Origin of the sequence: Chamaesiphon sp. (assembly GCF_041738855.1) — a bacterium.
GTDB lineage: Bacteria > Cyanobacteriota > Cyanobacteriia > Cyanobacteriales > Chamaesiphonaceae > Chamaesiphon.
The window spans coordinates 83,818-105,236 of record NZ_JBGSPA010000191.1; the positions used below are offsets into that span (position 1 = coordinate 83,818).

A 21,419-nucleotide genomic window follows, 5' to 3' on the forward strand; every position below is an offset into this window, starting at 1 on the left:
ATTCTTGGTACAACGCTCCAATCCGATCCCCACTAACCCCATCTCCGCGCTCTCCCCCATCTCCGCGCCCTCTGCGTCCCAGCATTACAATTTTTTAACTAATATTAATTTTTTGTTAAGAAAACGTAAAATCCAGTCATACTAAAGCCTAGTCAAATTTCAAGACTCCGAATACCAAACTTAGCTGTCGATGTTGTTGCGGTGGCGGGTGCTAGTGCCAAGCGGAGTCAAGGTAAGCCCAGTAAATGAATGTCAGATCGCTATCCACTCAGTAATTCATCGAGATCGTTACAGTTGTTGCTGTTTCTGGACGAGCGGATGACTAGTTACATCCACAATCAAGAAATCCGTGACAAGTTAGAAGTGCTCAGAGCCGAACATGCGTTCGAGCTACAAGTAGTCGATGTGGGCAAACAGCCCGATCTGGCGGAACACTATCGCGTAATTGCCACCCCCGCACTGCTCAAGCTCTATCCGACTCCTCGCCAGATCTTGGCGGGGAGCAACCTCAGCGATCAGATCGATAATTGGTGGGAACGATGGCAAGAGGAGCTAATTGCTAGCGAAGATGATGCTGATGCTGGTACGGTAAACGCAGATCCGCAAGCAACCAAGCAGATCTTATTGAGTGAGTCGATCGGGTATGTGAGTAAATCGATCGCACTCACTGACGAAATTTTTAAACTCAAACAAGAAAAAGCCGCATTACTCGATCGCTTGCAGTTACAAGATCGCGCGATGTCCGTACTGGCACACGATCTCCGCAATCCGCTCACCGCTGCCGCTCTCGCCTTGGGAACGCTCGAAATTATCCACAATCCCGCTGATTATCGTGCCAACTTGCTCGAACCCGCCCAGATTGCCAAATTGATCGAACGCGCGCGGACTCAGCTCCAATCGATCGATCGCCTAGTCACAGACATCCTCCAACCGCTAGCCACCAATACCAATGAAGTCGATTTGCGCCCCCAAAAACTCGATCTTAACGACCTAGTTTCTGGCGTAATTTCTCAGCTCGATCTGCAATTTCAAGCCAAATCACACACGATCGCGATCGATATCCCGCTGGATATTCCCTGTGTTTATGGCGATCCCGATAAGCTGCGGCAGGTGATGACCAACTTGTTGGACAATGCGATCAAATATACGCCCGATCGCGGTCACATCCGCGTCAGTGCCCTCCACCGCACCGCTCAAACCATTCAAGTCACGATCGCTGATAATGGACTAGGCATCCCCAAGGAAAATCACCAGCATATTTTCCAAGATCGCCACAGACTCGATCGCGATCTGCGCCAATCTGGCTATGGGATCGGTTTGGCAGTGTGTCAACAGATCGTGCGCGCTCATTATGGTCAAATCTGGGTGGAATCGTCGCTGGGGAAGGGAAGTGTGTTTAATTTTACATTGTTGGTGTATCGGGGTTAGGGGTTGGTGCGATCTAGATTAGTTAGAGAGTTGCCGATCGAGCAACCCATCCACCATCCACTTTTACTGCACCAAGCGATGAATCTTCCCATAGGGAATATAAGAACCGCCACTAGCAATTTCCTCGACAGAATCAACCACAAACAACATCCCTTCCTCTCGAATATTACGGGGAAAACGGATATTAAAATCGGGATTATAACCATCGGAAACTACGCGAGCGCGGAGCTTACTTTTATCTTTCACGCATTGAATCAACACGCCATTACCCACGCTAGTAATGGTTGGGAGATCTGCTGCCGAACCGATCGCATTTGCCGCAGTTTTCTTGGGCGTACTGGCTGGGTGGCGCGTCGCGGTGTGGGCTTGACGACGTTGTTGACCTGGCAAAACTAGCTCGCGAATGGTACCGTTGACGCGATAAAATGTGCCGTCGGTGGAGAGTGTCACCTCATCGACAACATATCGGACATCTGGTTCGCGGATGCTGCGGGGAAACTGGACATTGAGGCTAGCATCGTAGCCCTCGGAGAGGACGCGCACGCGCAATTTGCCACCTTCACGCAGACATTCGACGAGGACACCACTGTCGGCACTGGTAGTGGCTTCGAGGCTAGCAGCGGAACCAGATGTGACACCGCGTAGTTTGAGATCGTCGCGATCGCGAGATTGGGCTTGATATGCCTGATCGCGCATCTCCTTACGGATGGCGGGATTGAACTGACGCCGATCGAGTTGTTGGGCGTAGTGTTCGAGTTGGGAGATTTCTTCGAGGACTTTAAATGACTCGATCGCCAAGAGGCGTTTGATGTCGGCAATGGCGGTATTGAGTCGCTCGACTGCGGTGGTAAAGTCGCCACGATCTGCTAAGGCGATCGCTTGTTCTTTGACGCTAGCGATCCGATATTTACTCAGTTGTTCGACTGTCTGCGGAGTTGGTGCGGCACTCTGCGCGACTGCGGCAACATCGACTCTGGCTGATACTGATAGGCGATCGCTAAATGATTTTATCGCTTGGTTTTCGATGCCCTGATAACTGTAGCTCACCTGGGCGAGGGGGATTTCCCCTGGTGTCGTCCGAGCGGCAGTGGTAACAGCGATCGCCAGTTGTCGCGATTCATTGCTATAGATATCTCCCAAATAGACCGTGATGCCCTCTCCCTGGACTTGAGAGCGGTAGTTATTGAGTATTGCTCCGAATTTGACCCCTGCCGTCGGTATCAACGTCACGGTGAGATTTTGACCGACTACAGCGAGTAAGGTTTCTAGCTCGATCCGAAATACCTCAGTGGCATCGTCGGGTGACTGGATAAAGTAAAAATTGCCCTCGCCAGCATTGGCAATCCCAATCAATAAGTCTTCATTGAAATTGCTCCCAAAGCCCAAAGTCGTCGTAATAATTCCGGCTGCTGCTTGAGTTTTGGCAGTATTAATCAGGATCTGCGGATCGGTGATGCCGCGATTTGCCTGTCCGTCAGTGAGTAATAAGACGCGATTCAACCTATCGGGTGACTGCTGCGATGTGATTTGTTCGCAAGCTAGCAACCACCCACCGCTGAGATTGGTACAACCACCCGCCTGAATATTGCCAATTAACTGTTTAATTGCGGCGCGATCGATCGCTGGTTGGTGGGGTAAGATGAGTTTGGCGGTATCGTCATAGATAACCACGGAGAGATAATCTTCAGGTGTGAGCCTGTCAACTAATTGCTGTGCAGCTTGGACTGCATACCGCAACGGATTACCACCCATCGAACCAGATCGATCGATCGCCAAGCTAAGATTGAGCGGGCGACGCGTCGCGAGTTGGACAGTCTGGGCGGCATTAAAATCGATTAATAAGTCTACCGCGATCGACTCGCCTACAGCGACAATGGGCTGACTCAGAGCATAAGTAACTTGCATATTTTATGACCATTCTGATGATGGATATCCGATCTATTCTGCCCATAGATCGACTTTTAATAACTACTACTGGCTCGACCGGACTTTTAGCTGTTTATCATTGTAAATGTATTCGTTGACGATCGATAGTTTGTCGATCGACTCGGCTAATCTTCATCTGGATCGATACCCAACGATCGTAATTTAGCAGCTAATTTGTTCGATCGATCTCGTTCTCGCTCGACTTGTATTTGCCCTTCTTTTATTTGTTCTGCTGGTGTGGGATAACGGCGATTGTCTTCTGTATACCAATACAGCCAATCTCGCGTTAAGCCACTATAATCGCCACGCTCACAACCGATACCCAAACCAATTTCCGGCATCCAAAATGGGTTACTATCTTGCAATTCATATCGCCCATTTACAAGTTTATGAACTTCTAATTTTGGCTGACGTCGCCGCTTAGAATTATAAATGACATAGTACAAGACTGCCATCTTGGCATATTCATCGAGCTTGTTGGTATATTCTCGACCAGGAGTAGCCGAAACTACTTCCAGCACAAAGCTGGGTACGACATGTTCTTCCCACAATACATAACTGGGACGTAACTCTTCATCGTAAAATCTTTCTACACCCAAGCTGAGGAATCCATCAGGCACAATCGGTGGTTGCTCTGGATGATAATAAATCCCCATATCAATTCCAAAAAACCAATCCATTCGCTCTGCCCATAAAATCTGTAAAATTGATTTGAGCAAGCCAGGTATGAGTTCTTGGAGTTCATTATCCACTGGAGTATCATCAGAGCAGGGTAATTCGTCTGCGGTGGGGAGGTATCTGGGTAGTTCGTACTGGAACATGGCTACTATACCAAAAGATCTATAGTTATTTTACTCGTTCGATCTATCAATGACGATGCTTGTGAGAGCATTGGGTTTCACTCTTTTAAAAGCTTGACTAATTAGTAGATAAGCTCGATGATTCAATGGTAGGAAAACTATCAAAATTCCGATGTACCCAGTCCATTCCAACTTCATTATTTAATTTTATCTTTTGCGGCGCATTAGGATAAATCTTACCTAAAATCTCAGCGTCCTGCTCCACCACTACTTTCACAACATCTAAAAAGTTCTTACCTATCAGCTTAAATAGAGGATTCTTAGGTTGACCGAACAATAATACATAAGTTCGAGTTCTCTCTTCTGACTCTGGTACGAATAAGTGGCACTGAGCTACCGTTCCAACTGGGAGATCGTTATGAAAAATCACTAAATAAGGAAAGTAATTTTCTAAATGTGCCGACAACACTTTCGGCATCATAAATAAAGCTGGGTTCTTGATTTTCTCCTGAAGACTATTCGGTGCAGTTGGCATATCATAATAAGCATGAGAATGATGCCCCTCATCGATAAATCGATCGAACTGTACCTCTGTAATTTTAAACATCTCGCGATGAGTACCATTCTGGTGATTGTAATCGTGCATATTTAATAACATCGAGCGCAAGTCTGTCTCAACGCTACAATCTCCTGTATGACCCACAAGATCGTAACTAGCCGCAATTTCATTTAGAATATTTGGAATCGGTATTTTTGGTTCGCAGCCGCCATAAGACCAAATAAAGTCGCCTTGCATAATCAACTCTAATGGTGCTAACTGCGGTAATGTTTGCTTATTAGAACCAGGTAAAATCGTACATCCTTTTGCATCAAATTCCAGTGCATGAAATGGACAAACTACCGTACTAGTAACATCCGATTTCACTTCACACCAACCCGCCGACAACATCGCACCCATGTGTGGACACATATTTTCGAGCGCATTGATATTTTCCTGGCGATCTTTCCACAATACATAATCTTTGCCATAGAGCGATACTTTGTGAGGTTTATTGACTGTTAGCATAGATTTGTGAGCCAGCAGCCAGGGTGAGCCTTGGAGCATGTTCATAGTTTAGGAGATAGTGAATAGTGAATAGGGGGTAGAGGGTAGAGGATAGGGAACGCAGGTTAGCACCGATAACCGTCTTGTTTCGCTTAATCTGGAGGTTTCCTCCAGATCGCGAACCGCTAATCCGGCGAATCCTGTAAATTTCTAAATCCTGATGGAACGTCGATATCACAATTTTATGAATAAATCCTCACAAATGTCAAGTAAGAATTCGCTGCGCCGTCAACCCAAGCAGCAACGGGGACGACAGCGAGTAGCCACCATCCTCACCGCAGCAGCAGAAGTCTTTGCTGAGGTGGGTTATGCCGCCGCCAGCACCCAGCAAATAGCCGATCGAGCCGACTGCGGTATTGGCTCGATCTATCAATTTTTCCCTGACAAATTGGCGATCTTTCACGCTCTAGAAGCCGAGCACATGGAGCAAGTGGCGATCGTCAATACCAGACTCCTCACCAAAGATGTCCACCGTCCCCTCGCCCAAACGATCGATGAAATGGTCGATACTCATGCCGAGTACTTCGAGCATCCGATCCACAAGATTGTTTACCTACAGTACTTTCTTGCCCCGATCCCAGGACTATTTGTCCTATTTGACGATAAGTTCGATCGGATGATAATCGACCAATTCGCCAATATCTGCCAACAGCGCAACCCCGATCTCAGTCGAGAAAACAGCGAACTGATTGCTGAAGTCTTTCATCGCACTTACAATGGCTTGTTCCTAACTGCCCTTAAAAGCGATCGCGAACATCGGCAAAAGCTATATTCGGAGCTAAAAAAATTACTCTGTGCGTATCTCAGCCCCTACATCGGTGACGATCTATTAATGCACAGCAATGTAATGATATGTGGACATTGCCGTAGCGATCGAGTAGCAAAGAATGGACATCGACATGGCAAGCAACGTTATATTTGCAAGGCTTGTGGCAAACAATTCGCTGATGGATACAGTCAGCGCGGCTATCCTCCAGAAGTTAAGCAGCAATGTCTGACACTGCATCAGCAGGGAATGAGCTTCCGCGAGATCGAACGGCAAACTGGAGTCTCACATAACACCGTAATTAATTGGGTGGCGGCGGCGGGTTGATTCTGTTCGAGCAGCTAGATATGTGCGATCGCGAATATCGTATTAGTAGCAAAAAAATAGACGTTTTGCCCCTTTCTAAATACTCTACATACCAGCCTATTTGTGGTTTGATACCATTGTCAAATCCGGTAAAACTTGTTTTGCCGTGAATGATATAGTCTGGAGTTTGTTCGACGATTATTATCCCTTTGACGATCGCGATCGATCGCTTAATTGCTTCCTTCATATTGAGATCCCGATTCTATTCCAAGTCAAAATTGCTAGTTCATCACGCACAACTTTAATTTCGAGTTCGTTTTTACTGTAGTTTGGGTTGAAGAATGAAACCCAACACCCAACAATGCCGATACTTGTAGCGTTGGGTGGAGCAGAGCAGAACCCAACCTACGATCTCCTTTTAAATTAGCGATTGGTTTGATGATGGAATCTGATAATTAAGCTATCGAGCGAGCTACGAGGTGATGCTCTGCTTTAAGTTAGCAGATTTTGCTAATTCTTATAAATATAGCCCCGACTGATTAGATAAGTCGGGGCTATATTTATCGATCGATTGCAGTTAAATCGTAAAATTACGCATCATCTAATGCTGCAATCCCAGGGAGAATTTTGCCTTCTAGTAATTCTAATGAAGCACCACCACCTGTCGAAATGTGGCTCATTTGGTCTGCTAAACCAACTTGTTCGACTGCGGCAACTGAGTCACCACCACCGATGATTGTGATTGCGCCAGTTTTGGAGATTTCGGCTAAAGTGTGGGCGATGCCTTCGGTACCAGCGGCGAATTTAGCAAATTCAAATACACCCATCGGGCCGTTCCAAATTACAGTCTTACAATCAGCTAAAGCGGCTTGGAAAACTTTGAGTGAATCGGGGCCGATATCTAAGCCCATCCAACCATCGGGGATATTATTGATATCGACGATTTGGGAGTTGGCATCGGGGGAGAAGCTATCGGCAACTACTACGTCTGTGGGTAATAACAGCTCGACACCGCGCTCTTTTGCTTTGGCTTCCAGCGCACGAGCTAATTCTAATTTGTCTTCTTCGACCAAGGATTTACCAACATTCAAACCCCGCGCTTTGTAGAAGGTGAAAATCATCCCACCACCGAGGAATAATTTGTCGCACTTGTCGAGGAGGGTTTCAATGACACCGATTTTACTCGATACTTTGGAACCACCGACGATCGCGGCTAATGGTTTTTGAGGTTTTTCGATCGCGTTTTGGAGATATTCTAGTTCTTTCTCGATCAGATATCCGGCAACGGCAGGACTCAGGTATTTAGTGACGCCTTCAGTGGAAGCATGGGCGCGGTGGGCGGTACCGAACGCATCATTGACATACAAGTCCGCATTAGCCGCCAATTTCTTGGCAAACTCAGGATCGTTCTGCTCTTCTTCGGGGTAGAAGCGGACGTTTTCGAGGAGGGCAACTTGTCCATTTGCCATCGCGGCGATTTGGCTGGCGACTTCATCGCCGATGCAGTCATTGCATTTGACCACATCTTGTCCTAGTAGCTCCGATAACCGCTGGGCAACTGGCGTCAAGCGCAATTTTTCATCGACGCCTTTGGGACGACCGAAGTGGCTGCTGAGGATGACTTTGGCACCTTTGCTAGTCAGGTCTTGGATGGTGGGAAGTGCGGCGCGAATCCGGGTATCATCGGTGATGTTGCCAGCATCATCGACAGGGACGTTGAAGTCGGCACGGACGAGGACGCGCTTCCCTGTGAGATCGGCAGCGGACAAACTAGAAATAGACTTCTTGGGCATTGGTTAAACTCCTGAAACTTGTATATTGTGGTTAATTTTTATCTCGATTTTAAAGCTGAGAAAATTATTAATACTGATTTGTGCTGTATTAAAGACAACATTTAGCTCTGCCGTTCTCAATTCTACCGGAAAACCCGTGTAGATTTGTTACCAATCGCGATCGAGTTGAAGCTAGCGATCGAGAATAAGATCGTCGGAGGATAAACGTCGCGATTAGTTAGCCTCAGTGTATGTTTAACAAAATTCTATTTCCGATCGATCGCTCTCGCGAAGCCCATGAAGCGATTGCGGTCGCGATCGATCTGGTGCAAAAGTATCAGAGTCAGTTGATCTTGCTATCTGTCGTCGAGACACCAGATCTCGATGCCGAGGTGCTCGAAGATCCGGTGATGCAGTCTCCCGATGCTGTCGATAAGCTGCTGCATTCGGCACAAGAATTATTTGCAAAGCGTGGCATCAAGTCGGAAATCATCCAACGCGAGGGTAAGCCAGCGTTTACGATCTGCGATGTCGCCGATGAACTCAATGTCGATCTGATCGTGATGGGCAGTCGAGGCAATGGTTTGGATTTGGAGCATGTCTCGGAAAGTGTCGCTAGTCGGACGATCGATTTGGCTCCTTGTCCAGTGCTGATCGTGCCATAAGTTGGCTCCCTGTCCAGTGTCGATCGTTCCTTAGATGTGAGGCTTACTAAAATCAGACTGAATATGTGCAGCAACTTAAAGTAAGTTCGAGATCGTGCAGCCCAGTAACTACTCTCTTCCCACCCAATCGATAGACAACCTTCCATTCACCATTCACCATCCACCATCCACCCACTCCCCCAGAGAGCCAATTTGACACTAGTAAGAGACTATCTCTAAAGAACTGTGAAGTAAACAGTAGCTACTAACTTTTATTAACGTAATAATTGTAGAGATTTCACTTAATAGGCATTCGATCGTGCTGGGTATGTATGCAGATATTTAATGGCAGACAAAAGACCGAGCTAAGTACCCATGATAAAATCCTCAAAGCCGCTCAAAAGCTGTTTGCGCGCAATGGTTATGATGGGACTACTACTAAAGAATTAGCCGAAAAAGCAGGGATTGCGGAAGGGACTTTATTTCGTCATTTTACTAACAAAAAAGCAATCTTGGTCGAAGTGGCAACCAATGGCTGGATCGAATTATTGACAGATTTGTTAACAGAATTGAGCGAGATGGCGAGCTATGAAGCGATCTCGCAAGTGATGTACAAGCGGATGCTACGGTTGGGAGAAAACTATGACATGATGCGCGTCTGTTTTATGGAAGTCCAATCCCATCCAGATTTACGCGATCGCATTCAGTCCGAAGTGATTGAAAAAATGACTGATGTGGCGGAAGCATTTTTTCAGACAGCGATGGAGCGGGGTGTCTATCGGCAGATGAATCCGCGCGTCATCGCGCAGGTATTTTTAGGGATGTTTGTAGTGGCGGGATTTAGTCACGAAACGATCGCGCAACCAGGTGCTAGTCCACTGGAAATGAAGGAGATGGCGGAAGGATTAGCAGATATATTTTTGAATGGGGTATTAGCTAAAAAATAGTAAATTATGATGTGAGCTGACTGTAAAAATGAAAACTCATCACCGCCTAATTATTAGTATTGTTGCTTTATCTGTCGGCATCTTTTTGATTTTCAGCGGGAGCTTTGAGCCAGAGGAATTATTTAGCACATTGAATATTCCACGTTCGGCGGGCAAATACATGGCATTTGCGGGGATGGGGATGACTGGTGTCAGTAGCTGGCAATTGTTGACATTGTTACAAAATCGGCAGCGGACGTGGCAGGATTTAGTTGATTGGGCACAGCAGGAGCGTAGTCAGGCGATAGTGGTGGGAGTATCGTCCATGGCGATCGGGATGATTGTCGCATTTGCACTACTATGGTCTGTAATTAGCACGCTTCAGAGCGGCAGTCGGATGACAATTAGACCAGTGCCAATTGGCGGAGGGATCGCGATCGGTTGTGTGCTAGTTTGGCTAGGAGCGATGTTAATTAAAGTAGCGATCTCAGGAAATTCAAATTCTCACTAAAACCTAAAACCTAGATAATTTGTATGGTGGGCACTGCCCACCATCTAGATTTCAGCCCTGATATAAGTGGCTGGACGCAAATATTTGTTAGATAAAAATTGCGTCAACCTTAGGTGGTGGGCAGTGCCCACCCTACCTCTAAAGCCTAAAGCCTAAAGCCTAAAACCTAAAGCCTAAAGCCTAAAGCCTAAAGCCTAAAGCCTAACTCCTGAGCTTGTCCGATCCAGTTCTGGACTTGGGCGAGATCTGGGCAGAGATCGCGGCGTTGGAGGGTGGCGACATGAAGCTTGAGGATTTGTTGATGGATTTTGTGAGCGGGCATTTGGGCTAATTGTTTGACAGAGATGATGCCTGTATGGATCAGCAAACCGTTGTATTGACAACCGATGCCAGGGATTCTGGCTAAGTCGGCTAAGGCAACTAATTTGTTGACGTATTGGATTTTGGTACCCAGACTAATGGCTAATTGTTGTTTAGTTGCAGCATCGGGTGCAACTGTCAATAATTGGCTGGTGGTGGTGATACCTAGCTCGATCAATAAAGCTTGCTCGGTATCATTTAATCCAGGTAAATCGCCGATCGACCAATCGCAAATCATGAGCAGGAGGGTGATAGAGTAAGCGAGCGATCGAGAACTAGCTAAGATAGTAAGTATTCAAGTAAATATCCACGATCGAATACTAATGGACTTTACCAGTATTGTTTTGGTTCAGATTGCGATGTTTTACTGTGTGGCGATGTTGTTGCCGACGTCCCGGAGTAATACCAGCCTGAAGATTTCGGCGGTGGTGGTGCTGATTATCTTATCTATGAGTTGGTACTATCAGCCCGAGCGGATGTCCAAGATCGGGATCGGCGCATGGATTGTCTTACTACTGATCCCGATGTCCCTGATGCAGCGACTCGAATCACTCATCGCCAAGTCGCAGTATCTGGCAGCGAGTCGGCTGGCTAAGGTGCTCAGATGGCTGATGCCGACCGATGGGATGTGGAACTACCACCAGCTACTGGCAGGGATTGAGGTAGCTCAGACGGGGCAATTTGAGGCAGCTCAGGCGATCTTCGATCGCGATCGTCGGGGCGATCGCACGGAGATCGGGCGATCGGCAACCGCTCTATTATATCGCTCTCTGGATCGTTGGCATGAGTATATTGCTTGGGTGGAGGCACGGCTGACGCGGGAGCAGTTGCAACTCGATCGATCGACAACCCTAGTATATTACTTACGGGCATTTGCTGAGACGGGGGATTTGCGTCGCTGTATTGCGGAGGTAATGAAACTCGATCGCGATCGTCAGCTTAACACGCAGAATTTACAGCTCCTGAAAATGTATATTCTCGCCTACTGTGGGCGGGTAGAAGCAGTGAGCGAGTTATTTCATACGCTCCTCTCGACGTATCCAGCCGACATCCACCAATTTTGGATCGGCACTGCTGAGTTAGCTGCTGGCAAAGTCGAGGTAGCACGGCACAAATTGACAAAACTCCAGCGCAAAAGTACAACAGATCGCTGCATTCAACAAGATATCACTTGGCGGTTGTCCCAACCATTACCGAATTTGGATAAACTCACCCCCATCGACTGGGCAACTGTAGCGCAAATTGAGGCGACAATATCGCAGGATGCTCGATATAGCATTCAGACGCCCACCAATGCCGCAACTCCCGTTACCAATCTCTTAATCGTGCTCAATGTGCTCATTTTTTGTGCGGAGCTGGCGTGGCAATCGAAGGCGGGCAATGGAGATTTTAGTTTGATTTCCTGGGGTGGGTTGGCGGCTCCGTTGGTGCTGGCTGGTGAATGGTGGCGGATTGTGACAGCGAATTTTATTCATCTGGGGATCTTGCATCTGGGGATGAATATGTTGGGCTTGTTTTATTTGGGTAAATTTGTCGAGCATCGACTGGGTTCGGTGCGCTATCTGCTGGCTTATCTACTAGCAGGAATTGGCTCGATGGCGTTTATCACCTATTTTGATACGCGCTGGGCTAATCAACTACAAGTGACTGTCGGTGCTTCTGGGGCGATTATGGGGATGCTGGGGGCGATGGGGGCGATTCACCTGCGCGGGTGGCGACAGACAAAGGTGGCGGCGGCTGGGCGTCAGTTTCAGACGGTGTTATTTAGTGTGGGCTTTCAGCTGATTTTCGATCTTACTAATGGGCGCACTAGTATTTCGGGGCATTTTTCGGGGCTGACGATCGGATTTGTGGTGGGGTTGATATTGCTACAATTTGGGCGGCGGAGTGAGGTTCGATCGAGGTAGTAGAATGAGAGAGGATCTTCTGTTCTTGGACAACAATATTTGCGATTGATGGATACTTTTTCGCTGGTGCAGGTTTTGGGAATTGGTGCTTTTGGGCTGTTGGTGGTGGTGACGTTGGGGATAGTTTACCTGACTGTATTGGGTTGGCGCGATCGACAACGGCGGGAGCAGGATCGGCGGGCTAATCGGTAGTTGGGTTTGAGGTTTGTGCTGTTTATGACTTGTTGTCTTCGGCGTGGCGGTAAATGAAGAGAATTTGTGAGTTTCGAGTTTTCTAGTGGGGGCAGAACCCGGATCTGGGGGTACTGTCTTGTCTCGCTAAACCCTCGGCAAAGCCGAGGAGCGCGAGCCGCCGACCCCCAGACCCCCCGTTGAGAGGCGGGATGCCGCCCCTCAAACTCCCCTGCATAAGGTTCGATTAGTGTGAAGCGTGGTGCGGAATTCACTCCACTTTAGGGTTTAGTTGGGATTAATGGATGGAGATGGGCATAATTTGTCAGCGATCGATATCGATGTAATGCTTACTGCTAGAGATATCATGTCTGCGCCGATCCGATCGATCGCGCCAGAGACGACGATTGGTGAGGTACGAGCGGCGATGCTACGGTATGGACATTCGGGGTTGCCGATAGTCGATCGATCGGGTGTATTAGTTGGCATTGTGGCGCGGCGGGATGTGGAGATTGCGGCGCATCATGGTTTCGATCTGATGCCTGTCAAGGGGTGGATGACAACCGAGGTGAAGACTGTTGCGCCAGATACGTCTTTGCCAGAAATTGCGGCGTTGCTGGTGGCTGATGATATTGGTAGATTGCCAGTGGTAGCAGATGGAAAATTGGTCGGGATAGTGACTCGTACTGATGTGTTGAGAGGGTGGGAGCAGTATAGACAGATCGTAGGATCGATCGCGACTACACCAGATATTACCCCCCCAACCCCCCCTTATAAAGAGGGGGCTTGTACTCCCTCCCCTTTCCAAGAGGAGGGTTGGGGTGGGGTAAAGATCTCCGCAACCCTCCCCATCGACTCGAATACCAACCCGATCGCGGCTCCTCTGGCTCTTGAGCAGTTGCAAACCAAGCTTGCACCCCAATTATGGAAATTACTGCTTACAGCCGCCCAAGCCGCTCAGGAATGGGGCTGGCATCTCTATCTCGTCGGTGGAGCAGTACGAGATTTACTTTTGGCTGATGCAACAGCCGAGCTATCACTGCAAGATATCGACTTGGTAGTAGATGGCTTTCATCAAGCAGCGGATGTCAGTGCGGGTGTCAAGCTTGCTACTGCACTTCAGGAGCTATATCCAGCCGCACATCTGGAGATTCATGGCGCGTTTCAGACGGCGGCGTTGCAATGGGATGGCGATCCTGAGCTTGGTAAGTTGGGCATCGATATCGCTACTGCTAGAACCGAGTTCTATCCTTATCCTGCCGCCAATCCTGAAGTAGAAGCGAGTTCGATTCGTCAGGATTTGTATCGTCGTGATTTTACGATCAATGCGATGGCTCTGCGGTTGACACCTGCTGCGGGTGCGCCATTGCTAGACTTTTTTGGTGGGCTGCCAGATTTACAAGCTAGACAAATTCGGGTATTGCATCCCAATAGTTTAATTGAAGATCCGACGCGTATTTATCGGGGGGTGCGATTTGCTGTACGCTTGGGTTTTGAAATCGAAACTCAAACGGAGGGCTATATCCGTTATGCCATCGCTAGTGGCGTTTACGATCGCACCGCCCACGCACATGCCAAGACTCCCGCATTGCAAGCTCGCCTCAAAGCTGAATTAAAATATCTGCTGGAGACTAGTTATTGGCAGCCTGCACTGGAGTTATTAGCTGACTTGGGAGCGTTGCAGTGTATCCACCCGACACTAAAGCTAGAGCCAGAGTTGTTGCACCAACTCCGGTTACTAGAGCGGTGTTTGCGAAGATTCGACACTCAGCAGCGACTCAGCCACTGGCAAATCCGCTTGGAGGCGATAATTGCCGCTCTCGCCCCCCCATTTCGGCAGCCTGTCTCCAAAAATCTCCAATTACCTGAAGATAGTATCAATAGATTGGAAAATTTGGATCGATCGCAAGCGCAGATCGTCTCATCATTACCCACTTGCGATCGCATTAGTCAAGTAGTGCGACTGCTACGACAATACGATTTAGCGATGCTCATCTTAATTGCTGTACGGTATCGAGATCTGAGGATGCGGCGGCAGATTTGGCGATATTTGACGGTGTGGGTAAATATTCAACCGATTTTAACTGGTAACGATTTGCGACAATTGGGTTATAAACCTGGGCCACAATATCGCCAAATATTAGATAGTTTACTCGCGGCAACTTTAGATGGTGAAGTCACAGATCGTGCGAGTGCCGAAGAGTTTGTCCGTAGCGACTGGAGTGCCAACGAGTGAAATCGTGGCTCATATTGCAAAGTCCGCCTGCGCGGACTGATTAACTAGTCCGCGCAGGCGGACTTTGCATCATGAGCAGAGACTTCAGTCTCTAGGCTATTCTTAACCCAAACTCACGTTAGTTAAGTCCAAATATCGATTACCTACGGTACGCTCCGCGAACGGATAGAGATTGCTTAAACCCTAGATGGTGGGCAGTACCCACCTACAAAGATCTATATCTGGCTCTATCAATTATCAACTATCAACCAAGCTTTAAATAGTTGATGTTGTCGATCGCTAGGATATTCCACAGTCCGCAAGTGGTATTGTTGGGGTTGAGGTGCGGCTAGAGTTACTGGTAGTGTGACTAATCGATCGGCATGAAAAATAGTGATATTAATTTGTTGTCCGACTTGGTATGCGCTGAGTCGCTCGGCGAGTTTGTCGGCACTAATTTTAAATCCATCGATCGCGAGGAGTTCGTTACCTGGATCGATTCCGGCTAATTGAGCGGGGGAATTGCTGGCGACAGATTTGATAATTTCTCTACCATGTTCGGTTTTGACATCGATCCCTAAATAGGGAATATCTCGCTCGACTGGTTTGAGTTCGATCCCCAAGGGATATAAATATTCATTAAAAGGGAGTTCTTCGACACCATGAATGTAGCGATCGTAAAATTCCGTTAAATCTCGCTCGGCAATTAATTCGATAATATTTTTTAGCTGAAGTTCACTAAACCCAATTTCATCTTTCCCAAACTGTGCCCACATAGCAACTAGCACATCATCAAAAGATTTGGCTCCATTGGTGCGATCGCGTATTAACAAGTCTAGTAATAATGTCACCATTTCTCCTTTGAGATAATAGGACATTTGGGAATTGGCACTATTGGCATCGGGACGATACAATTTGATCCAGGCATCAAAACTAGACTCACTTAGCGGTTGTACCAATCGTCCTGGTGTGGTGAGAAAGCGGGTGATTTCTTTACTAAGTTCGGCTAAAAACTCTTTAGCATCATAAATTCCTGCTCGACGGGGAATTATCAGATCGTAATAACTAGTCGTTCCTTCGCTAAACCAGAGTGAAGGGGTATAGTTTTCACCTTCATAATCAAATTTTTCCAAAGCTGCGGGACGAATCCGTTTGACATTCCAGAGATGAAAAAACTCATGCGCGACTAGCTGCATGAAGCGATTGTGTTTTTCGCCACCTTGAAAACTAAAGCGCGGATATAGTAGGGAACAGCAATTTTTGTGCTCCAATCCGCCGCCACCAGCGGGTGAAAGATGCAGTAAAAATATGTATTTTTCATAGGGCAATCCACCAAAGATTTTGGCTTCCACTGCGACTATTTTTTGAATATCCGCGATCGCTACCTGCGGATCGAGATTGCCTTCTCCCCACACTACTAATTGATGCGGTTTATCTAAGACGGTGAAATCATAAATCTGCTGTCTACCGATTTCAAATGGACTATCTACTAAGGTATCAAAATCTGAAGCTAAGAAAGTTTGAGGACTAATTGATGGTAGTGGCGTGGCGATCTGCCAATCGGGATGAGGTAGTACGATGCTAATCTCGATCGGGCAATGTTCGTAACCAGATATATAAAAACATAATGCGGCTGGATTGAAATATCCATGTGTCGCATCTAAATGATTTGTCCGCACGGTGAGTTCGTTGGCAAACATCCGATAACTAATGACAATTACATCCACATTCGCTGTCTGAACTTGCCAGTGATGTTTAGCAACCTTTGTTGCAACTAATTTTCTTTGCCAATCGCCATCTGTTGCCAAAAAGTCTTGCAACTGCTTGGCATATTCCCGCACCAAATAAGATCCAGGTGTCCAAACAGGCATCTTTAGATCCAGAACGTCACCATGCCAATTACTCACCGTCAACTGTACTTCAAACAAATGAGTCTGCGGCTGAGGCATCGCTACTTGATAAGCTAATTTTGGCGGATGAGCTGGAGTCGCGGAGATGACACTCGCTGTGGATTGAGTCATTGGGAAAATTTTATCCTTGGGGCTAGATGGCGATCCTAAATGAGCAGTTATGTTAATGCTTATCGCTAGCTACTGGTTCGGAGTGCTTGTGCGGCTAGATAGATTTGACCCCATTCTCCCATGACTTGATTGGTTTTGAGTTTGAGAGCTTTGGCGATCGATTCGACAGAAGTACCAGCCTTTAAGCCGAGCGTAATCTCGCGCTGCTTCGGCTCCAACTGTTCGCAAAAGTGTTCCCATTGGTGGGGAGTTAAGCCGAGATTGTGTTCTTGGAGGGAGATATGTAGCCATTGCGAAACGAGTTCTGGCTCGGCTTTGATCGCGAAGACTTTGAGCGTGTGATAGTTGATTTTTTCGCGGAGCCGATACACTTGCTTGATGTCCATTTTCAAGACAATGGCGATCGCTTCTGGCGTTTTGCCCTGAAGGTAGAGATCGAGCCAGATCCCAGCTTCGGGACTGACATTTTCGATCAGATAGTTGCGAAGTGTACCTTTGACACGATCGCGTGAAATTTGGGTTTCCTCCCACTCTTGCTGCTGCTGATAATCATCCTGAGCCTGCTTGTCAAGGAGGCTGAAGGTGGAGTCGCTATCACCCACGATCTCATCAGAGACAATCTTGATGAGATCGCTTTGAGGGACATTGGTGACGCCACCTTTTTGCGATCGGCGTAGATAGTTGACAAACCGATGGGCGAGTAGTGGTTGATTGCGAACTGGGCGCAGACAATACTCTTCAATACTGGCAAATAGGAGCGTATCGCGTAGGCGCGGATTTTTGGTACATTGTCCGATCCAGGCGATTTGTTGTTGGATATATTTATCACCCTGAAGTAGCTCTTGAATTACTTCTTGCAAGACATCGATGACTTGACGTTGGCGATCGTTGCTCAGTGTCAACCATGCCCGAATTTTGTCCCGCAATACTGGCAGTCCACCCAACCGCTGCATCAGATTTTTGTACGCTCGTTCTGGTGGCAATCCGAGGTAACGTTGGAGCAGAATCCGCCACCGATAGTCCATCGCGCGATCGACAATTTTGAGATGTTCGGGATCGAGTGTTTCCAGCCGTTCCCGATCTTCACCCAGCAACCAGTTGAGAATAGTTGCTTGATTGGTGGGGCTTTGCCCCTGACATTCTGTGGCGATGCGGGTTTCCCATTGAGTGGCGATTTTATCTGTGATTACCTTCGTCATCTGGCGATTGCTCCTATCCCCTCGGTATAAATTAAGATGCCTCAGCTTAGCTTCGATCCACAATATAACTGATGGTATTCGATCTACGGGGCGGCTGAATGGCTCGATCTCGATCTCGATGTAAATGTTAATTGGATGGGCAGGGCGTAATTATGCTGAAGTGGGATGAAAGTGGTAGATCGGCATAGCTAATTCTAATTTGGAGCACAAGTTAATCCGAGACAATCAAGATCGGCTAGAAGTGGCGATCGGTGTATTACTAATTGTATGGATGTAAAACGAGATGTAGGTGATGAGATCGGGCGGCTGTGAGGGATCGCCATCACTGACAGCCTATTGCTGCTGTCGAGCGAACAGCCAATCTGGCTGGAACTGAATCCCTACAGCTTTGGCTTGTCAGCCATCTGTATTAGGATAGATATATTCTAACCAAATTAGGTACCAAATCAGAGCTAAAAGGTAACTAAAAGGTAACTAAAAAGTTGCAAGACACCACGCTAGATCGCCGACTTCTTTGAGAAGTCGGCGATCTGTCCCGCGCTTGGCAGTTGCTCACCGTCTCAGGAGATGAGTGTAAATATTTATTAGATTAAAACGAAATAATCAGATAACCATTCTGAAACTTCGCCCCCGTCACACTCGCCCCCTTCAGCGGTGGCGGCAACAAAATATTCCGGCGTTGATCTCCAGCTTCGATCGTCACCTCTGGCCCCGATTGTGTCAGCTTCACTTGGGTTTTGTCAAAACCAGGCAAATAGAGCCGTACCTCCCGCTTGGAGACATCAATGGCGATCGGTTTGGGAGCAGTTATCGCTTGACTAAAGTCCGGCATCGCATCCATTAAAGGTTGCCAATCAGTATCGATCCGCGTCGGAAGCGCGGCGATCGCCAATGGCTCGAATTCCAACCCGATCCCAGTCGCAGCGGCTTGATTGAAAATCACACCACCGATCGTCAATCCTGATTGCTGGGCACTTCCCCACAAATATTTAGCCGTAGCCACCGCTGCTGGCTCGTCTGTCGTCACCAGATAACCCACCACGCGCTGGGGATTACTGATTACAGCTTGACTAGCTGAAAGGGCGTTATTTGCCTCTTGGAGCGGTTGCCCAGTCACACTCTCACCCGTCCAAGCGATCGCCAAAATACCTGCCATTGCTGGCTGCACGATCGGGGAAACCGTTTTCCAGAGATCCGATGCTTCCACGACAGTGATAAAACGACGTAGATACCAGCTCAGACTATCTGCCATTCCCGCCATCCGCAGCGTGGTAATATCGCCAGTGCCATCATAGACGATCGTATCGTACTGACCACTAGCATCATACTGGCGCAGGGCATTGAGCGCGATCGCGCTATCCATACCAGGGATGATTGCCAACTCTTGCCCATACACATTGCGGAGCAGGGGCGATCGCAAGTAGCGGGCTTCCACTTGCTTGATATCTTCCCAACCCCGTTCGATTGCCGCAGTCGCTGAGATTGAGACTACGGCTAGATTGGCACCGATCGATTGGGGTTTGTCAGTGAGGGGCACACCCAGTAAGATCCCCGTAGCTGGCGTGGGATCTTGACTGACAAATAACACCCGCCGACCCAGGTTGGCTTGTTGTTTGGCGGCGGCGATCGCCACTGTAGTCCGACCTGAACCGCCTTTGCCGAGGAAGGTGAGAATTTGGGGCATATTATTCTACAACTTTGAGTTCGTCTTCAAAAAACCACGTACTGGTTTTGTCTTCAAATTGCACGACAGCACCGACACCGCTACCATCGGTCATTTTGAACTCTGTCACTGTCCCTATTTTACCTAATTTACTGGCAATGCCGTCCGATACCCGATCTCTGAGGCGAAAAACTTTGACTTGTTGACCGATTTCCATTGAACTTCTAGTTAGTTGGTGTAATTTCTCCACTCCACAGTTTACCAGCAATCATTGGCGCAGATTAACTTGGATGGGAGCGATCGTGTGGAAGGTGAATGGCGATTCTCGCTCCGTCTGTGCCTACGGCAGGCTTACGCCAACGACACGCCGAGCTTCGTATGCCTACGGCAGGCTACGCCAACGCCAACGTCTACGGGTTCCCCAAGGGTTTAGAGAATCAAGACAGTGAATGGTTTAATTGACAAGCAACTCATCAATCGCTAGATCGCTTGGTGAAATATGTCAGACTATAGAGAGTATCTCATCGCGGCGATCGACTTATGATGACCACCAGACGCAACTTCCTTTATCTACTCAGTGCGAGTACCGTTGTCACCTGGTTGGGTAGTGCCAATCCTCCCGTCTGGGCGGCTCCAGCGATCGCCACCACCGCAACCACGGGCGAATTTAAGCTACCACCATTGACTTATGATTACAACGCCCTAGAGCCGCATATCGACGCCAAGACGATGAAATTTCATCATGATAACCACCACGCTACTTATGTCAAAAATCTGAACGCGGCGATCGCCAAATATCCTCAGCTCAAGCCCAAAACTGTCGAAGAACTGCTCACCAACCTCGGCACACTCCCCAAAGATATTCAGACCACAGTGAGAAACAACGGTGGCGGACATTTCAACCATACGATGTTTTGGCAAATCATGGGACCAAAAGCTGGCGGTGCGCCGACAGGGGCGATCGCCACTGCAATTAAGTCTCAATTTGGGACATTCGATACTTTCAAAACCCAATTTAATGACGCAGGCACCAAGTTATTTGGCAGTGGTTGGGTGTGGTTGATAAATGATAAAAGTAAGCTAAAAATCGTGACTACATCTAATCAAGATAGTCCAATTTTCCAAGGTTTATACCCAATTATGGGAAATGATGTGTGGGAACATGCCTATTATCTCACCTATCAAAATCGTCGCCCTGAGTACTTATCAGCGTGGTGGAATGTGATTAACTGGACTGAAGTAAATCGGCGATTCGAGCGATCGCTCACAGCTTAAATTCAGCCCTGGCCAGGGTAATAGCTGCACTTATAGCATCAAGTTTCTAGCGATCGAGATGAGATTAGTTACCCACCATGAATAGCCAAGATTTAGCTAAATATATCGAACACACCGATGGCATGGGTAAATCATGGCTATTGGTGCAACTCCGCCTGAAAAAGCTAGCCGAAGCCAAGCCAGATCTATCACCGGAAGAATACATTGTCAGATTGGAAGATATTCACCAAGATATGATGAATTTGGGTGAATGGTGGGTGGGGATGGAAAATGAGGTATTCCGATCGAGCAGTTGAGAGATTCTTCTTAAAAAGTTGACAGTTGACAGTTGACGATCGGCTTAGTAGCGATCGATATCACTTTGACCACAGATTGGCGATCGAATTTAAACTTAAATCTCAAAGTTTAATAGTGCGATCGCTAC

18 protein-coding genes and 2 pseudogenes are annotated in these 21,419 nt (G+C 47.7%); 10 read left to right on the plus strand and 10 right to left on the minus strand.

What is annotated here, in order from left to right; translation table 11 throughout:
* The first annotated feature begins 249 nt into the window (after positions 1–249).
* On the plus strand, positions 250–1,428 hold the full coding sequence (locus ACEW9I_RS20775) for a histidine kinase (protein ID WP_373542234.1): 1,179 nt from the start codon (positions 250–252) through the stop codon (positions 1,426–1,428).
* 63 nt (positions 1,429–1,491) lie between these two features.
* Here ACEW9I_RS20775 and ACEW9I_RS20780 read toward each other — a convergent pair whose 3' ends face one another.
* From ACEW9I_RS20780 to ACEW9I_RS20790, 3 genes are all read right to left on the minus strand, one after another.
* Entirely contained in the window at positions 1,492–3,333 is a 1,842-nt protein-coding gene (locus ACEW9I_RS20780; RefSeq protein ID WP_373542235.1) for a VWA domain-containing protein, read from the minus strand.
* A gap of 146 nt (positions 3,334–3,479) precedes the next feature.
* Positions 3,480–4,175 carry a Uma2 family endonuclease gene (locus ACEW9I_RS20785; RefSeq protein WP_373542236.1) on the minus strand — a complete coding sequence of 232 codons (696 nt, stop codon included), beginning with the start codon at positions 4,173–4,175 and terminating at the stop codon, positions 3,480–3,482.
* 97 nt (positions 4,176–4,272) lie between these two features.
* Positions 4,273–5,265 (minus strand): Rieske 2Fe-2S domain-containing protein, encoded by a 993-nt coding sequence (locus ACEW9I_RS20790; protein ID WP_373542237.1) that lies wholly within the window; start codon positions 5,263–5,265, stop codon positions 4,273–4,275.
* 178 nt (positions 5,266–5,443) lie between these two features.
* Here ACEW9I_RS20790 and ACEW9I_RS20795 point away from each other — a divergent pair, with 178 nt between their 5' ends.
* On the plus strand, positions 5,444–6,352 hold the full coding sequence (locus tag ACEW9I_RS20795) for a TetR family transcriptional regulator (RefSeq protein ID WP_373542238.1): 909 nt from the start codon (positions 5,444–5,446) through the stop codon (positions 6,350–6,352).
* Here ACEW9I_RS20795 and ACEW9I_RS20800 read toward each other — a convergent pair.
* Positions 6,311–6,563: pseudogene (locus tag ACEW9I_RS20800) on the minus strand (hypothetical protein); the annotation flags it as partial. The gene ACEW9I_RS20795 and the pseudogene ACEW9I_RS20800 sit on opposite strands and share 42 nt — an antisense overlap.
* 358 nt (positions 6,564–6,921) lie before the next feature.
* Complete coding sequence (gene pgk / locus ACEW9I_RS20805; RefSeq protein WP_373542239.1) at positions 6,922–8,124, minus strand: phosphoglycerate kinase; 1,203 nt, start codon at positions 8,122–8,124, stop codon at positions 6,922–6,924.
* A 230-nt stretch (positions 8,125–8,354) separates the two neighbouring features.
* Between pgk and ACEW9I_RS20810 the strand changes: the two genes are divergently transcribed.
* The 3 genes from ACEW9I_RS20810 to ACEW9I_RS20820 all read left to right on the plus strand — a co-directional run bounded on the left by ACEW9I_RS20810 (position 8,355) and on the right by ACEW9I_RS20820 (position 10,184).
* Positions 8,355–8,768, plus strand: a complete 414-nt coding sequence (locus ACEW9I_RS20810) for a universal stress protein (protein WP_373542240.1) — start codon at positions 8,355–8,357, stop codon at positions 8,766–8,768.
* Positions 8,769–9,079: 311 nt separating this feature from the next.
* Positions 9,080–9,694 carry a TetR/AcrR family transcriptional regulator gene (locus tag ACEW9I_RS20815; RefSeq protein WP_373542241.1) on the plus strand — a complete coding sequence of 205 codons (615 nt, stop codon included), beginning with the start codon at positions 9,080–9,082 and terminating at the stop codon, positions 9,692–9,694.
* A 28-nt stretch (positions 9,695–9,722) separates the two neighbouring features.
* A complete protein-coding gene (locus ACEW9I_RS20820; protein ID WP_373542242.1) occupies positions 9,723–10,184 on the plus strand; it encodes a hypothetical protein in 462 nt (153 codons plus the stop codon).
* Positions 10,185–10,371: 187 nt separating this feature from the next.
* On the opposite strand, the gene ACEW9I_RS20825 is transcribed toward ACEW9I_RS20820, so the two are convergent.
* On the minus strand, positions 10,372–10,782 hold the full coding sequence (locus ACEW9I_RS20825) for a DUF4332 domain-containing protein (protein WP_373542243.1): 411 nt from the start codon (positions 10,780–10,782) through the stop codon (positions 10,372–10,374).
* A gap of 85 nt (positions 10,783–10,867) precedes the next feature.
* On the opposite strand from ACEW9I_RS20825, the gene ACEW9I_RS20830 reads away from it, so the two are divergent.
* The 3 genes and pseudogenes from ACEW9I_RS20830 to ACEW9I_RS20840 form a co-directional block, all read left to right on the plus strand.
* The gene (locus ACEW9I_RS20830) at positions 10,868–12,451 is read left to right on the plus strand and encodes a rhomboid family intramembrane serine protease (protein WP_373542244.1); all 1,584 of its coding nucleotides are present in this window, start codon (positions 10,868–10,870) and stop codon (positions 12,449–12,451) included.
* A 48-nt stretch (positions 12,452–12,499) separates the two neighbouring features.
* Positions 12,500–12,643 carry a hypothetical protein gene (locus ACEW9I_RS20835; protein ID WP_373542245.1) on the plus strand — a complete coding sequence of 48 codons (144 nt, stop codon included), beginning with the start codon at positions 12,500–12,502 and terminating at the stop codon, positions 12,641–12,643.
* Positions 12,644–12,974: 331 nt separating this feature from the next.
* A pseudogene (locus ACEW9I_RS20840) lies at positions 12,975–14,858 on the plus strand (CBS domain-containing protein); the annotation flags it as partial.
* 230 nt (positions 14,859–15,088) lie between these two features.
* Here the strand turns inward: ACEW9I_RS20840 and ACEW9I_RS20845 are convergent.
* The 4 genes from ACEW9I_RS20845 to ACEW9I_RS20860 form a co-directional block, all read right to left on the minus strand.
* Positions 15,089–16,858: a M61 family metallopeptidase gene (locus tag ACEW9I_RS20845; protein WP_373542246.1), complete on the minus strand. Its 1,770-nt coding sequence runs from the start codon at positions 16,856–16,858 to the stop codon at positions 15,089–15,091.
* Between the two features lie 65 nt (positions 16,859–16,923).
* Positions 16,924–18,057, minus strand: coding sequence for a HetZ-related protein 2 (locus ACEW9I_RS20850; RefSeq protein WP_373542247.1), 1,134 nt, complete (start codon positions 18,055–18,057; stop codon positions 16,924–16,926).
* Between the two features lie 589 nt (positions 18,058–18,646).
* Complete coding sequence (locus ACEW9I_RS20855; protein WP_373542248.1) at positions 18,647–19,741, minus strand: ArsA family ATPase; 1,095 nt, start codon at positions 19,739–19,741, stop codon at positions 18,647–18,649.
* 1 nt (position 19,742) lies between these two features.
* A complete protein-coding gene (locus ACEW9I_RS20860) occupies positions 19,743–19,937 on the minus strand; it encodes a DUF2862 domain-containing protein (protein WP_373542249.1) in 195 nt (64 codons plus the stop codon).
* Between the two features lie 323 nt (positions 19,938–20,260).
* On the opposite strand from ACEW9I_RS20860, the gene ACEW9I_RS20865 reads away from it, so the two are divergent.
* Positions 20,261–20,995 carry a superoxide dismutase gene (locus tag ACEW9I_RS20865; protein ID WP_373542250.1) on the plus strand — a complete coding sequence of 245 codons (735 nt, stop codon included), beginning with the start codon at positions 20,261–20,263 and terminating at the stop codon, positions 20,993–20,995.
* Positions 20,996–21,072: 77 nt separating this feature from the next.
* Positions 21,073–21,291: a hypothetical protein gene (locus ACEW9I_RS20870; protein WP_373542251.1), complete on the plus strand. Its 219-nt coding sequence runs from the start codon at positions 21,073–21,075 to the stop codon at positions 21,289–21,291.
* Positions 21,292–21,419: the final 128 nt, after the last annotated feature.

What these genes read in the sequence shown, in the direction of transcription:
- ACEW9I_RS20775 (WP_373542234.1), top strand. Translation starts at nt 250, where the DNA reads ATGTCAGATCGCTATCCACTCAGTAATTCATCGAGATCGTTACAGTTG.
- ACEW9I_RS20780 (WP_373542235.1), bottom strand. Translation starts at nt 3,333, where the DNA reads ATGCAAGTTACTTATGCTCTGAGTCAGCCCATTGTCGCTGTAGGCGAG.
- ACEW9I_RS20785 (WP_373542236.1), bottom strand. Translation starts at nt 4,175, where the DNA reads ATGTTCCAGTACGAACTACCCAGATACCTCCCCACCGCAGACGAATTA.
- ACEW9I_RS20790 (WP_373542237.1), bottom strand. Translation starts at nt 5,265, where the DNA reads ATGAACATGCTCCAAGGCTCACCCTGGCTGCTGGCTCACAAATCTATG.
- ACEW9I_RS20795 (WP_373542238.1), top strand. Translation starts at nt 5,444, where the DNA reads ATGAATAAATCCTCACAAATGTCAAGTAAGAATTCGCTGCGCCGTCAA.
- pgk (WP_373542239.1), bottom strand. Translation starts at nt 8,124, where the DNA reads ATGCCCAAGAAGTCTATTTCTAGTTTGTCCGCTGCCGATCTCACAGGG.
- ACEW9I_RS20810 (WP_373542240.1), top strand. Translation starts at nt 8,355, where the DNA reads ATGTTTAACAAAATTCTATTTCCGATCGATCGCTCTCGCGAAGCCCAT.
- ACEW9I_RS20815 (WP_373542241.1), top strand. Translation starts at nt 9,080, where the DNA reads ATGCAGATATTTAATGGCAGACAAAAGACCGAGCTAAGTACCCATGAT.
- ACEW9I_RS20820 (WP_373542242.1), top strand. Translation starts at nt 9,723, where the DNA reads ATGAAAACTCATCACCGCCTAATTATTAGTATTGTTGCTTTATCTGTC.
- ACEW9I_RS20825 (WP_373542243.1), bottom strand. Translation starts at nt 10,782, where the DNA reads ATGATTTGCGATTGGTCGATCGGCGATTTACCTGGATTAAATGATACC.
- ACEW9I_RS20830 (WP_373542244.1), top strand. Translation starts at nt 10,868, where the DNA reads ATGGACTTTACCAGTATTGTTTTGGTTCAGATTGCGATGTTTTACTGT.
- ACEW9I_RS20835 (WP_373542245.1), top strand. Translation starts at nt 12,500, where the DNA reads ATGGATACTTTTTCGCTGGTGCAGGTTTTGGGAATTGGTGCTTTTGGG.
- ACEW9I_RS20845 (WP_373542246.1), bottom strand. Translation starts at nt 16,858, where the DNA reads ATGACTCAATCCACAGCGAGTGTCATCTCCGCGACTCCAGCTCATCCG.
- ACEW9I_RS20850 (WP_373542247.1), bottom strand. Translation starts at nt 18,057, where the DNA reads ATGACGAAGGTAATCACAGATAAAATCGCCACTCAATGGGAAACCCGC.
- ACEW9I_RS20855 (WP_373542248.1), bottom strand. Translation starts at nt 19,741, where the DNA reads ATGCCCCAAATTCTCACCTTCCTCGGCAAAGGCGGTTCAGGTCGGACT.
- ACEW9I_RS20860 (WP_373542249.1), bottom strand. Translation starts at nt 19,937, where the DNA reads ATGGAAATCGGTCAACAAGTCAAAGTTTTTCGCCTCAGAGATCGGGTA.
- ACEW9I_RS20865 (WP_373542250.1), top strand. Translation starts at nt 20,261, where the DNA reads ATGATGACCACCAGACGCAACTTCCTTTATCTACTCAGTGCGAGTACC.
- ACEW9I_RS20870 (WP_373542251.1), top strand. Translation starts at nt 21,073, where the DNA reads ATGAATAGCCAAGATTTAGCTAAATATATCGAACACACCGATGGCATG.